At 63.6% G+C, this 13,529-nt stretch carries 11 protein-coding genes and 1 pseudogene; 10 read left to right on the top strand and 2 right to left on the bottom strand.

Translation table 11 applies throughout. The features are described from left to right. Positions 1 to 21: 21 nt before the first annotated feature. Positions 22 to 810 (bottom strand): hypothetical protein, encoded by a 789-nt coding sequence (locus FJ934_RS11980; protein WP_140609836.1) that lies wholly within the window; start codon positions 808 to 810, stop codon positions 22 to 24. A gap of 310 nt (positions 811 to 1,120) precedes the next feature. On the opposite strand from FJ934_RS11980, the gene FJ934_RS11975 reads away from it, so the two are divergent. After that, positions 1,121 to 1,885, top strand: a complete 765-nt coding sequence (locus tag FJ934_RS11975) for an SDR family NAD(P)-dependent oxidoreductase (protein WP_140609835.1) — start codon at positions 1,121 to 1,123, stop codon at positions 1,883 to 1,885. Positions 1,886 to 1,907: 22 nt separating this feature from the next. On the opposite strand, the gene FJ934_RS11970 is transcribed toward FJ934_RS11975, so the two are convergent. Beyond that, positions 1,908 to 2,609: a GntR family transcriptional regulator gene (locus FJ934_RS11970; RefSeq protein WP_181165590.1), complete on the bottom strand. Its 702-nt coding sequence runs from the start codon at positions 2,607 to 2,609 to the stop codon at positions 1,908 to 1,910. Positions 2,610 to 2,834: 225 nt separating this feature from the next. Between FJ934_RS11970 and FJ934_RS11965 the strand changes: the two genes are divergently transcribed. The 9 genes and pseudogenes from FJ934_RS11965 to FJ934_RS11920 all read left to right on the top strand — a co-directional run. Further along, complete coding sequence (locus FJ934_RS11965; protein WP_140609833.1) at positions 2,835 to 3,875, top strand: ABC transporter substrate-binding protein; 1,041 nt, start codon at positions 2,835 to 2,837, stop codon at positions 3,873 to 3,875. Between the two features lie 78 nt (positions 3,876 to 3,953). After that, on the top strand, positions 3,954 to 5,039 hold the full coding sequence (locus FJ934_RS11960; RefSeq protein WP_140609913.1) for an ABC transporter ATP-binding protein: 1,086 nt from the start codon (positions 3,954 to 3,956) through the stop codon (positions 5,037 to 5,039). Then, positions 5,036 to 5,962 (top strand): ABC transporter permease, encoded by a 927-nt coding sequence (locus FJ934_RS11955; protein WP_140609832.1) that lies wholly within the window; start codon positions 5,036 to 5,038, stop codon positions 5,960 to 5,962. The genes FJ934_RS11960 and FJ934_RS11955 overlap by 4 nt, the downstream gene beginning before the upstream one ends. After that, positions 5,959 to 6,753 (top strand): ABC transporter permease, encoded by a 795-nt coding sequence (locus FJ934_RS11950; RefSeq protein ID WP_140609831.1) that lies wholly within the window; start codon positions 5,959 to 5,961, stop codon positions 6,751 to 6,753. Before FJ934_RS11955 ends, FJ934_RS11950 begins: the two co-directional genes overlap by 4 nt. A 49-nt stretch (positions 6,754 to 6,802) precedes the next feature. Further along, positions 6,803 to 8,389, top strand: coding sequence for a gamma-glutamyltransferase (gene ggt, locus FJ934_RS11945; RefSeq protein ID WP_140609830.1), 1,587 nt, complete (start codon positions 6,803 to 6,805; stop codon positions 8,387 to 8,389). Between the two features lie 320 nt (positions 8,390 to 8,709). Further along, positions 8,710 to 10,230, top strand: a complete 1,521-nt coding sequence (locus FJ934_RS11935; RefSeq protein WP_140609829.1) for an acyl--CoA ligase — start codon at positions 8,710 to 8,712, stop codon at positions 10,228 to 10,230. 2 nt (positions 10,231 to 10,232) lie between these two features. Then, entirely contained in the window at positions 10,233 to 11,213 is a 981-nt protein-coding gene (locus FJ934_RS11930; RefSeq protein ID WP_140609828.1) for a 2-dehydropantoate 2-reductase, read from the top strand. A gap of 178 nt (positions 11,214 to 11,391) precedes the next feature. Beyond that, entirely contained in the window at positions 11,392 to 12,057 is a 666-nt protein-coding gene (locus FJ934_RS11925; protein ID WP_140609827.1) for a hypothetical protein, read from the top strand. Between the two features lie 7 nt (positions 12,058 to 12,064). Further along, positions 12,065 to 13,529, top strand: a pseudogene (locus FJ934_RS11920) (OmpA family protein); the annotation flags it as partial.

Here is a 13,529-nt window from a genome sequence, read left to right as displayed (position 1 = left end):
CCGGAGCCGCTTCCGGACGCATCAGAAATGCCAGATGCCCCGCTGCTTCCACATATCCATCGGCGCCCGCCAGAGCCTGTATCTGGCGGCCTGCTCGATCTGCTCGCCCACGCCGAGGTGGCCATAGCCGGCAAAGAAGGCTTCGAGCCGTCGCTGGGCAAAGAGCTTCTGTCCCCTCGTGGTGTAGTTTCGGATCGGCAGCCGGTGCGGCGTTATCCTGCATCCATCCCTGGCCAACGCGACACCAATGCAGAATTGTTCCGGCGTATGCGCCCTTACGACACCGATCAGTTGCTCGATTGCATGATAGGCGTCGCTCAGTGCGGGAAGGGCGGCATTGTGGACACCCAGGACCCCGCTGCTCCACATCGGCTCGCTTCCGGTCAGCATTTTCTCGCCAAGCATGAAATGCCTGCCTTCGAGGGCACGGTAGGGGGCCTTTGGCCGGCCCTCGCACCTGTTCATGACGGAATGTGAGGGGGAAATCTGGCCGAAACAGCCTGAAATGTCGCCAATCGGATACATGTCCGTGTCCATGAGGAACAGGCGCTCGCAGGACTCCAGCAGATCGATGATGCCGGCCGCCTTGATGCCGAAGCGGTATCGGCCGCCAAATGACATTTCGGCCATCCGGCTCGCCGCAAGCTCCATCGTCCCGATGGGATAGCCGTCGAAAATCTGCGGCCTGTCGGTGAGGACAGTGATCTTCGCGCCCGGGCAATAGTGCAGCAGCCTCAGCGCGCTGAAGAGCGCGCCGCGCGCGTATAGCTCGTCATCGCCGAACGCGATGTATCCGAAACTGTCGCTCATTTCCGGCCCCGGCAGCAGCGCCGCGCCCTGACCTTTGCTCGAATCGCCGGAGGAGTCCATAAGCTTCAGCTTATGCAGCCTCCCCAATCATCGAAGAGATGATTGCAACCCGCCGCCTCGGTTGTTGCGCATCCCCGGCATGTCAAAAATGTCGTCTTTCGCACGGAGGGCGCGGACCCGTTGGCGCCGGGATATCCTCGTTCGGATTGCGCTCTCTTGCGCCAACATTCTTATTAGGTCGGATTGCGGGCGCGCCGGTAAACCGGCAAACCAATCCAATCGAAAATGATGCCAGCCCCAAGGAGCCCGCATGGCCGCGACCACCAGCAAGATCAGACGCGCCTTGATTACCGGCGCGGGAGCGGCTGACGGAATCGGCTTCGCCATTGCCCGTCACCTCGGCAAAGCCGGGCACGCCGTTTTCCTGACCGGGGCCAGTGCGCGTGTGATGGATCGCGCCGCGGAGCTTCGCGGCGAAGGCATCGATGCCACTGCCGCGGTTGCCGATCTCACCCTGGCTGCCGATGTCGCGCGGCTGCAGGTGGCCGCCGGCGCGGTCGATATCCTGGTCAACAATGCCGGCATGGGCTCGCTGGCATCGCCGTCGGCCGACAAGGCGTTTGTCTCGATGACCGAGGCCGACTGGGATCAAGGAATCGACGTCAGCCTGAAGACCGCGTTCCTCGTCACAAAGGCGTTTCTGCCGGCGATGGTCGAAGCGGGCTACGGACGCGTCGTCAATGTAGCGTCGGTCACCGGGCCGATCGTGTCTTTCGAAGGCACATCAGCCTATTCCGCCGCCAAGGCCGGCATGGTCGGCCTGACACGCGCACTGGCGCTGGAAATGGCAAAGGACGGCATAACCGTCAACGCGGTCGCGCCCGGCTGGATCGAAACCGGCGCGTCGAGCGCGATGGAGCTGGCAGCGGCCCTGCATACGCCGCCGGCGCGGGCCGGCCGGCCCGATGAAGTGGCTGCGGCGGTCGTGTTCCTGGCATCGGAGGGCGCCAGCTATGTCAATGGCGCCGTGCTGGTGGTTGACGGCGGCAACAGCCTTCAGGAACGCAAAGGCTGACGGCGCGCCGGTCCCAACCCGCTCAGGACGCCTTTGCGAGAAAACTCTGGTAATCGGACTTGGCCTGCAGCAGGCGCAACACGTTCTCGCGCGAGCCGCGCACATGGGCGCGCGCCAGCATGCCGGCCCGGCCGGCGTCGCCGGCGCAGATGGCCTCGACGATCTCGGCATGCTCGTCGCGGGCGATCTTCCATTCGTCGAGCCACAACAGTTCGGTCCAGACATAGTGCTGGCACTTGTCGAGGATGCCGCACAGCATGCCGTGCAGCATGGCGTTGCCGCTGATCTGCGCAATGACGCGGTGCAGGTCGATGCCGACCTCCAGCTCCTGGAATTTCTCTTTTGTCGTGCGATCGGGAATGGCGGCAAGCCGCTCGCATTCGGCCAGCATCACGCGCAACCGTGCCTTGTCCTTGTCGGTCGCGGCGACGGCTGCGAGTTCCGTGGCATGGCCGTCGAGCAGTTCGCGGATGTCGAAGGCCTCGCGGAACATGTTGATGTCGAACTCGGTGACGGCATAGCCCTGGCGCGGCCGGCCGGTAACAAGCCCGTCGCGCTCCAGCCGATTGAAGGCCTCGCGCACCGGCGTGCGGCTGACATTGAGCTTCGCCGCGATGTCGCTCTCGGTGACGCGGGCGCCAGGCGGAATCTGGCCGGTCACGATCATCGCCTTGAGCGAGGCGTAGACCGAGTCGCGCAGCGTGTTTTTCGTTTCCTTGGCCAAGATCCGCTTCCAGTCTTCCAGCACTCAGGCCGGACATTGCCCCGTTTGTAGTCGTTGTCGGTCCAATTTGCCACGCGCGTGGCGGCGTCTCTCACAGGCTTGCCCGGCTCGAATAGATCGCGCCGGCCGGTGTTGACAACACCGATCCCTTGGCTACATTCAAAATTGTATACAAAATCGCATGCCAAATCAAAAAACAAATGGGAACACTGGTGGAGAACTGAAATGAACAGGACCAGCAGCTTTAAAGCTTTCGCGATAGCCGGCCTCGCAGCCTCCGTGGCAGTGCCCGCCGTCGCCGCCGACACGATCACCGTTGCCTCATGGGGCGGCACCTATCAGGAGGCGGAGACAAAGGCGTTCTTCAAGCCGACCGCCGATGCGCTCGGCATCACCATCAAGGAAGACACCACCAACGGGCTTGACGACGTGCGACTGCAAGTAACCGGCAACGCGGTGAAGTGGGACCTCACCGAACTCGGCGCCGACGAATGCGCGCGCGGCTCGAAGGAAGGGCTGTTCGAAAAGCTCGATTACGGCATTATCGACAAGAGCGGCATCAACCCGAAGCTCGTCCATGACGACTGGGTCGGCATCTCCTACACCTCCGTCGTGCTGATCTACCGGACCGACGTCTTCGGCGACAAAGGCCCGAAGACCTGGGCGGATTTCTGGAACGTGGAAAAATTTCCGGGGCGGCGCGCGCTGAGCAGCAGCCAGGCGACCGAGACGTTGAGCGTCGCCGCCCTCGCCTCCGGCCTGCCGATCGACAAGGTCTATCCCGTCGACATCGACGCCGCGCTGAAATCGGTCGACAAGGTCCGCGGCCATGTCGACGCCTGGTGGACGTCGGGCGCGCAGGCCATGCAGTTGGTCAAGGACGGCGAAGTCGACATGGCGAGCATCTGGAACGGCCGCGCCGGGACCCTGAAGAAGGAAGGCGCGCCGGTCAGCTTCTCCTTCGACCAGGGCGTGCTGACCACCGACTGCATGGTGATCCCGAAGGGCGCCAAGAACAAGGACGCGGCGATGAAGGCGCTGGCGATGTTCGTCAGCCCGCAATTGCAGGCCAATCTGCCGCTCTATGTCGACAACGGACCGGTGAACGAAAAGGCCTTCGAAACCGGCAAGATTCCCCCGGAGCGGATCAAGGACATCAACTCGTCGCCGGAGAACGTCAAGAAGCAGGTGCTGCAGGATGCCGAGTTCTGGCGCGACAATCTGGTCGAGGCGACCGAGAAGTTCAACAATCTGATCCAGCAATAAGCCTTGACAAGGCAGGGCGGCACTAGCGTTGCCCTGCCTTCCGTCTTCTGAACTTTGCCGGCTAGGGAGAAAGTGACCTTGTCCATTGCGCCATCCGCGCTGCCGATCGGCATGCGCGCGATCGAGAAACGATTTGGCTCCGTATCGGTCCTGCGCGACCTGAACCTCGATGTCGCGGCGGGCGAATTCCTGACCCTGCTTGGCCCTTCCGGATCCGGGAAGACGACGCTGCTGATGATCCTCGCCGGTTTCGTCAGGGCCAATGCCGGTTCCATCAAGGTGGGCGACGACGAGATCATCACCACGCCGCCGCACAAGCGCAACATCGGCATGGTGTTCCAGAACTATGCGCTGTTCCCGCATATGAATGTCTTCCACAACATCGCCTTTCCGCTGAAGCAGCGTGGCGTGGCGACGGCCGAGACGGCGCAGCGTGTCGAAAAGGCGCTGGAACTGGTGAAGCTGCAGGGCCTGGGCGAACGGCGGGTCGACCAGCTCTCCGGCGGCCAGCGTCAGCGCGTGGCGCTGGCGCGCGCCATCGTCTTCGAGCCGCGCATCGTGCTGATGGACGAACCCCTGTCGGCGCTCGACAAGGGCCTGCGCGAGCATATGCAGATCGAGCTGCGCGCCCTGCACCGGCGGCTTGGCATGACGACCGTCTATGTCACGCATGACCAGCGCGAAGCCATCACCATGTCGGACCGCATCGCTGTGATGAACGCCGGCCGCATCGAACAGCTCGACCGGCCCGAAACGCTCTACGCCGCACCCAGGACGCAATTCGTCGCCGGCTTCATCGGCGAATCGAATTTCATGCCCGTCGAATGCCACGACGGGGCGGTCTGGTGCGGGGACAGACGCATTCACACAGCAATGCCGGCCCCGGCCGCGGGCCGGCACCTGATGGTGGTGCGGCCGGAAAAGCTGCGGTTGGTCACCCCAACGGAGCCGTCGAACGGGATCAATGTCTTCGATGCCACGGTCGCCGACATCATCTACCAGGGCGACAGTTTCGTCTGCTACGCGGAGCTGCGCGATGGCCGCCAGCTGACGTTGCGCGACTACTGCCGCGGTGATGTGCTGGCGCGGTTGCCGGCGCCCGGCCAGCCGATCCGCCTCGGCCTTGAGGCGCAGGACACGATCCTGGTGGCGGCCGAAGAATGAGCGCGCAATCCGCCCTCTTCGAGGGGACTGCCGGCGGCGTCGGCCGGAACCTAAATGCGCAGGCACTGCGCGCCGACGCGCGGCGCGAGTCGCTGCGGCTGCTGGCGCTGCTGTCCCCCAGCCTCTTCCTCGTCTGCGCCATCATCATCGTGCCGATCGGCTGGCTGTTCTGGCTGTCGCTGTTCGACGAGACCGGCGCCTTGAGCGCGTCCAATTACGCGCGCTTCTTCGAGCAGGCGTCCTACATCAAGACCTTCGTCACCACCTTCAAGGTTGCGTTCATCGTCACCGGCGCCTGCGTGCTGCTTGGCTATCCCCTGGCCTACATGCTATCGCAACTGCCGCGCCGGGCGGCGTCGATCTGCCTGATCTTCGTGATCCTGCCGTTCTGGACATCGGTGCTGGTGCGCACCTATGCCTGGCTGGTGATCCTGCAGCGCAAGGGCCTAATCAACAGCTGGCTGATCGACCTCGGCGTCATCAGCCAGCCGCTGTCGCTCGCCAACAACCTGTCCGGCGTCGTCGTCGGCATGACGCACATCCTCTTGCCCTTCCTCGTCCTGCCGCTCTACGCCTCGATGAAGACCATCGACACCGACTGCCTGCGCGCCGGCATGAACCTCGGCGCCGGTCCCGTCGCGACCTTCCGGCAGATCTTCTTTCCGTTGTCGCTGCCCGGCCTCGCCTCCGGTGTGGTCATCGTCTTCGTGCTGTGTCTCGGCTTCTTCGTAACCCCGGCGCTGATGGGCGGCGGCAAGGTGGTCATGTGGGCGATGCGCATGGAACAGACAACCAGCCTCTATTCCAACTGGGGCGCGGGTGCCGCGCTTGGCGTGGTGCTGCTGGTCGTCACGCTGGCGCTGCTCGGCCTATTCCGGTGGCTGCTCGGCGCGCGCGCCACCGGCGTGTGGAGTTCGCGATGAACGGGAGCCTGCCGATTTCGCACTGGCAACGCCTGTGGATTTATGCGCTGGGCGGCCTTGTGCTTTTGTTCCTGATCGCGCCGTCGGTCATCATCGTCATCATGTCGTTCTCGGATTCGACGCTGCTGCAGTTTCCGCCGCAGGAATGGTCGCTGCGCTGGTACCAGACTTATTTCCAGTCGCTGGAATGGCGCGACGCCACGATCGTCTCGGTGAAGGTGGCGCTCATCACCGTGCTGGTGGCGACGCCGCTCGGCACCGCTGCCGCCTATGCCATCAACCGGGGGACCCTGCGCTTCAACGGCACCATCAACGGCCTGCTCACGGCGTCGCTGATCATCCCGGTGATCCTGATCGGCATCGGTACCTTCTTCCTCTATGCCCGCATCGGGCTCAACAACACGCTGACCGGCCTGGTCATCGCGCACACGGTGCAAGCCTTGCCACTCGTGGTGCTGACCGTGCTGTCCGGACTGCGGTCCTACGACATGAACCAGGAGCGGGTGGCGCGCAGCCTGGGCGCCGGGCGCATCGCGGCGTTCTGGCAGGTGACCATGCCGCAGATCCGCTTCTCGATCGTCTCGGGCGCGCTGTTCGCCTTCATCACCTCCTTCGACGAGGTGGTGGTTTCGCTGTTCATTTCGGGCGGCGAGACGACGACGTTGACGCGCCGCATGTTCAATGCGCTGCGTGACCAGATCGACCCGACGATCGCCGCCATCTCCACCTGCCTGATCGTGCTGTCGGTCGTGCTTTTGGCAATCGCGCAGATCTTCGGCCGCCGTCCTTGATTTCATCGGACCAATTCGCTTCAAGTGACCAGGGGATACCCAGACAACAATGCGTGATTTCCAGTTTCCCGGCCGCTCGCCGGTTCGTGCCACCGAGGCCATGGCCGCCACCTCGCACCCGCTGGCGACGCTGGCTGCCATCGATATGCTGCGCGCCGGCGGCAACGCCATGGACGCGGCGGTCTGCGCGGCCGCCGTGCAAGGGGTGGTCGAGCCGCAATCGACCGGCATCGGCGGCGACTGTTTCGTGCTCTACTGTCCGGCTGGACAAGGCAATGTGCTGGCCTTCAACGGCTCCGGCCGCGCGCCGGCGGGCGCGACCGTCGACTGGTATCTGGCGCAGGGTTTTGCCGAGCTGCCGAAACAGGGGCCGCATGCGGTGACCGTGCCGGGCGCCATCGACGCCTGGTGTCGGCTGCTGGAGGACCATGGCCGCAAGGGCCTCGCCGAGGTGCTGGCGCCGGCCATCCACTATGCCGAGAACGGCTATGTCGTGCACGATCGCGTCGCCTTCGACTGGGCCGAGCCGGAGACCGACCTGTCGGCGGACGAACATGCGTCGCGCATCTTCCTGCCGGGCGGCAAGGCGCCGGAGGCCGGCGATGTCCATCGCCAGCCGGAGCTTGCCGCCACCTTGCGGGTGATCGCCAAGCACGGCCGCGCCGGATTCTACGAAGGCACCGTCGCCGACGACATGGTGCGCCGGCTCAATGAACTGGGCGGGCTTCATTCGCATGAGGATTTCGCTACGACCAGAGGGGACTACGTGGCGCCGGTCAGCGTCACTTATGGCGGCTATGACATCCACCAGATGCCGCCGAACAACCAAGGGCTGACGGCGCTTTTGATGCTGAACGTGCTGTCAGGGTTCAAGCTTGGCGGGCTCGATCCCAATGGCGCCGAACGCCTGCATCTGGAGATCGAGGCCGGGCGGCTGGCCTACCGCGACCGCGACGCCTTTCTGGGCGACCAGGATCATGTCCCGGTGCCGGTGAGAGAGCTTCTGTCCAGCGCCTATGCCGACCGGCTCCGCGCCGAGATCGACCGCGAGCGCGCCATGACGCATCTGCCGCGCGTCGACCTGCCGGACAGCGACACGGTCTATATCTCGATCGTCGACCGCGACCGCAACGCGGTCTCCTTCATCAACTCGACCTATTATTCGTTCGGCAGCGGCGTCGTCGGCCCGAGGACCGGCGTGGTGCTGCAGAACCGTGGCTCGAGCTTCCGCCTCGACCCGGCGCACCCCAACGCGATCGCGCCCGGCAAGCGGCCGATGCACACGATCATGCCCGGCATGGCGACCCGGAACGGCCGCGTGGTGATGCCGTTCGGCGTGATGGGCGGCGGCTACCAGCCGTTCGGGCATGTCCATCTTTTGACCAACATGATCGACTTTAGCATGGACCCGCAGCAGGCGGTGGATGCGCCACGCGTGTTCTACAATGATGGCGTTGTGGAGGCCGAGCGCAGCGTGCCCGCCGAGACGATCGCGGGCCTGCGCCGGCGCGGCCATGAGGTCACGGAGCCGCCCCACCCGCTCGGCGGCGGCCAGGTGGTGCTGATCGACTGGGAGAAGGGAACGCTGACCGGCGCGTCCGATCCGCGCAAGGACGGGTTGGCGCTGGGTTATTGAGGGGATGAGCAAGGAGGTGGCAGGGCGGAAATTGGCAAGTGCTCAATTCAAGTTTGGCCTTCCTTTTCAGGCGCTGGTGCTGCCCCTCACCTGCCTGCCGGCATCCTCTCCCCGTATAGTGACGGGGAGAGGGCGGCTCCGCTCCCTCGGCGCTTTCGCGGAAACGCTAGCAGTTGACGAAAATCATCGGCGACAGCGTCTTTCTCCCCGTCACTATACGGGGAGAAATGCCCGGCAGGGCAATGAGGGGCGGCGCCAAGGCTGACAATTGCCTTCAGCTGGACTTTCACAACCCATCGTTTGAAATAGTGCCGGTAACCATGACCCAAAGCCATCCAGACATCTCCCACCGCCTCGTTGCAGGCGCCGACAACGCCCCGGCCATCCTGGCGCCCGACCGCGCAACGCTCACCCATGGCGGCCTGCGCGCGCTGATCGCGGCCACGGCCAGCCGGCTGCACGCGCTCGGCATCGGCCGCAACGACCGGGTGGCGATCGTGCTGCCGAACGGGCCGGAAATGACGACAGCCTTCGTCGCGGTGGCGGCGGCCGCCGCGACGGCGCCGCTCAATCCGGCCTACCGGGCCGACGAGCTCGATTTCTACCTCACCGATATCGGTGCCAAGGCTATCCTTGTCGCGGAGACCGAGGCCGGCCCGGCCGTGGCGGTGGCCGAACGCCTCGGCATCGGCGTGCTGCGGCTTGTCGTGCCGCCGGACGCCCCTGCCGGCAGCTTCACCATCGAAGGCGCGTCGGTCGGCCCGCAGGCGGCGTCCGACATGGCTGAGGATGACGACGTCGCGCTTCTGCTGCACACGTCGGGCACGACCTCGCGGCCCAAGCTGGTGCCGCTCAGCCACGCCAACATCGCGGCGTCCGCCTCCCATATCGGCGCGACGCTCGGCCTGACGGCCAGTGACCGCTGCCTCAACATCATGCCGCTGTTCCATATCCATGGCCTGATCGCGGCGGTGCTGTCGTCGCTGGCCTCGGGCGGCAGCATCTACTGCACGCCGGGCTTCAACGCGTTGCGCTTCTTCCAGTGGCTGGGCGACGCCAAGCCGAGCTGGTACACGGCGGTGCCGACCATGCATCAGGCGATCCTGCCGCGCGCGGCCCGCAATGAAGAGGGGCTGGCGGCGGCGCGTCTGCGCTTCATCCGCTCGTCCTCGGCATCGCTGCCGGCGCAGGTGATGGCCGAACTGGAAAGGACCTTCGGTTGCCCGGTGATCGAATCCTACGGGATGACCGAAGCCGCGCACCAGATGGCCTCCAACCGGCTGCCGCCGGGCCTGCGCAAGCCGGGCAGTGTCGGGGCATCGGCCGGACCCGACGTGGCGGTGATGGCGCCGGACGGGCGGCTGCTCGAAGCCGGCGAGACCGGCGAGATCGTCATTCGCGGGCCCAATGTCACTGGCGGCTACGAGAAGAACCCGGATGCCAATGCGACGGCTTTCGCGCATGGCTGGTTCCACACCGGCGACCAGGGCGTGCTCGACGCGGACGGCTATCTCCGGGTCACCGGCCGGCTGAAGGAGATCATCAATCGCGGCGGCGAAAAGATCTCGCCGCTCGAGGTCGACGACGTGCTGATGGACCATCCGGCGGTGGCGCAAGTGGTCACCTTCGCCATGCCGCACGACAAGCTCGGCGAGGAGGTGGCGGCGGCAGTGGTGCTGCGCGAAGGCATGAGCGCCACTGAAAGCGATATCCGCAGCCATGCGGCGATGCGGCTCGCCGACTTCAAGGTGCCGCGCAAGGTGCTGATCCTGGACGAGATCCCCAAGGGCGCGACCGGCAAGCTACAGCGCATCGGCCTTGCCGCCAAACTCGGGCTTTGACAATGAAGATCACCATTTTCGGCGCCGGCGCGATCGGCGGCTATCTCGCCGCCAAGCTGGCGATCGCCGGCCGCACCGATCTGTCGATCGTGGCGCGCGGCGCCCATCTCGAAGCGATCGAGGCAGACGGCCTGCGCCTGATCGAGGACGGAAAGGAGACGGTCGCGCGCGTCCGTGCCGCCGCCAAGGCCGGGGAACTCGGCGTCCAGGACATCGTGGTGCTGGCGCTGAAGGCCCACTCGCTCACCCCGGCGCTGGACCAGATAGCGCCGCTGCTCGGTCCGGACACCGCGGTCGTCACCATGCAGAACGGCGTGCCGTGGTGGTACTTTCACAAGGTCGGCGGGCCGCTCGAAGGCACCAGGCTCAACGCAGTCGATCCGGGCGGCGCGATCTGGCAGCGGATCGGGCCTGAGCGCGTCATCGGCTCGGTGGTCTACCCCGCCGTCGAGGTCGATGCGCCCGGCCTCATCCGGCATGTCGAGGGCAAGCGCTTCTCGCTCGGCGAACCCTCCGGCGAGCGCAGCGAGCGGGTGACGGCATTGGCGCAGGAAATGGTCAAGGCCGGGCTGCAGGCGCCGGTGCGCGACGACATACGCTCGGAGATCTGGGTGAAGCTGTGGGGCAACCTCTCCTTCAACCCGATCTCGGCGTTGACCGGCAGCACGCTTGCCGCGATCGTCGCCGACGAAGGCACCCGCCAGCTTGCCCGCACCATGATGCTGGAAGCCCAGGCGATCGGGGAAAGCCTCGGCGTGCGCTTCGCCATAGACGTCGACCGCCGCATCAAGGGCGCCGGCGACGTCGGCGAGCACAAGACATCGATGCTGCAGGACCTGGAACGCGGCCGGCCGATGGAGATCGACGCGCTGGTGGGAGCCGTGCAGGAGCTTGGGCGACTGACGGGCAAGCCGACGCCGGCCATCGATGGGGTGCTGGGGTTGGTGAAGAGGCTGGCGGTGGAGCGGGGGTGTTATGGGTGAGAGCAATTATTTAAGCCAGAAGCAACGGGCTGCACCGACAATGCGTTGCTAGTCCAAGAGACGAAAAAGGAACGCACGAATCGGCTTAAGCCAAGGGGATTCCGGCTTGCAGGCAGGGTATTTGTCTGACATAATTTCCTATTCTCCGAGTTTTGCACTCTGGCGATTGGGCGTGAGGATGGCTAAGGACTCTTCGAATGCCGCTTCTTCGGCAAATAAAGCGGACGCAAATCTGATAGGTAATCCAGCCGAAAACGGGCTGAATTTCATGGCGGCCCAGGTTCGCGAGAGCGGGGTTTCCGGCGAGGCTGTAGGTGTCGACAAGATACGTGATCTGCTGTTCGGCAACCAGATGCAGGACTATGACCGCCGCTTTTCCAAGCTTGAAGAACGGTTCTTGCAGCGCTTCAAGGATGTCGAATCCGAGGCCAAGCGCAATCTTGAGATGTACGAGTCAAATGCAAAGAAGCAGGTCGATTCACTTGCGGGGCAATTGCGCAACGAAAAAGACGCACGAGCCGATGCCGACAAGGAGATTGACCGGAATCTTCGCGAACAAAATCAGGCACTTGAAAAGCAGGTGCGCTCGTTGTCGGATCAATTGAGCGAGCTTGAGCGCGAAGTTTCGGATCGGATAAATCGAAGCGACCATTCGCTGCGTGAGGAAATCAAGCAGAAGAATGAAAGCGTTCAGATGCTAATGGAGAAATTCTTTTCCGATCTCAGCAACGTCAAGACCGACCGAAATCTTTTGGCTGGCCTGTTTATCGAGGTTGCGAAGTGTCTGAATCAGGATCCCATCGGCAGCAAGGGCAACTCGGAACGCAGCTGGAAAGTGAGTTGATCGGAACTTGAGGTCGACCGTCGACCCAATCAACCCTTCTGAAAGAGCCGCTGCGAACGATACCGAGATTGATCGCGAGGCTCTGGCTCGGCTTTTGGTCGAAATTGCCCGGAACGTTGATCCGGACCACGGTGCGCTTTTCGACGGAATTCCAACCGCCGATCGTCGCATGGAAACGCTTCGCCAGCTGCTGGTCGGCCGCGAAATTTCGGAACTTTCACGAGTTGCGCACCTGCTTGACGAACCTGAGCAGCTTGCGGCAGCAGTGGGGAGCGTTCTCCCCGATGCAGCCGCACGTGCGTCTCATGCGCAACTCGGCGAGGCATTTGTGCCGGTTGTCGAGAGGGCTGCGCAAAGGTCCATCCAGAAGAACCCGCGCACGCTGACGGATATACTGTACCCGGTGTTTCTGCCCGCTATTCGCAAGTCGATCGGCGAAAAGATCGACCAGACCTTTCAGTCGCTGAATGAATCTTTAAGACATATATTTACCTGGCATGGGCTTAAGTGGAGATTTGAAGCTTGGAGGACGGGTGCAAGCTTCTCGGAAGTTGTTCTTAATCATTCTCTTGTCTATCGTGTAGAACACGTCTTTCTCATCAGCCGCAGTTCCGGGCTTTTGATTGCACATGTAACTGCCGAAAATGCTACGAGCGAGGATCCTCAGCTCATTTCTTCGATGCTCAGCGCAATTCAGGATTTTGTAAGCGACTCATTTAAGGAGAAAGAACAGAGCGGCCTGGACACTATCCGTTTTGGGGAGCTTCGTCTCTGGTCGGAGGTTGGACCATTTGCGACACTGGTTTCGGTGATCAGGGGCAATCCGCCGGAAGAACTCCACGAAATAATTCGCGACGTATTGCTCCGCATCCATGATGAATACTCACAGGCTTTGGAGCAGTTCGACGGCGACAGTTCGCAACTGGCCAGCGTAGAGACGCAGTTGCAAACCTGTGTTGAACTGAAGCACGAGGAATCAAACGAGGGATTTCCGTGGCTGGTGGTGGCCGCAGTCCTGCTGGTTTTGATTCCGACGGGCATTTGGTTCTTTCTTTCCTGGCAATCCGGGCAGCGCTGGCAGGCCTATTTATCGCGACTGGAGACCCAGCCTGGCATCATCGTTGCCGAACAAACGTTGCGCGATGGCCAATTCTATATTGCCGGCCTGAGAGACCCGCTTGCCGCCGACCCGCAGTCGCTGCTGTCGGGAACGCAGGTCGATCCCGCCCGCGTTCATGCGAACTGGCAATTCTATCAGAGCCTTGAACCGGAGTTCGTGTTGAAGCGGCTGACGGCGTCGCTGGCTCCGCCGGATTCGGTGCGACTTTCGGTCGTCAAGGATCGCATCGTTGCCGAGGGTGAGGCTCCCGACACCTGGATAGATCGGGCGCGCGCCGCGGCCCGACAGCTTTCGGCAGGCGGACCGGAATTCGACATCTCCAAGGTTCGTGATGTGAGCCCCGAAGCACGCG

It is taken from the genome of Mesorhizobium sp. B2-4-12, from assembly GCF_006441575.1.
Lineage (GTDB): Bacteria > Pseudomonadota > Alphaproteobacteria > Rhizobiales > Rhizobiaceae > Mesorhizobium.
The sequence above is the reverse complement of the archived record's forward strand: the minus strand, read 5'-3'. Positions and strand labels throughout refer to the sequence as shown.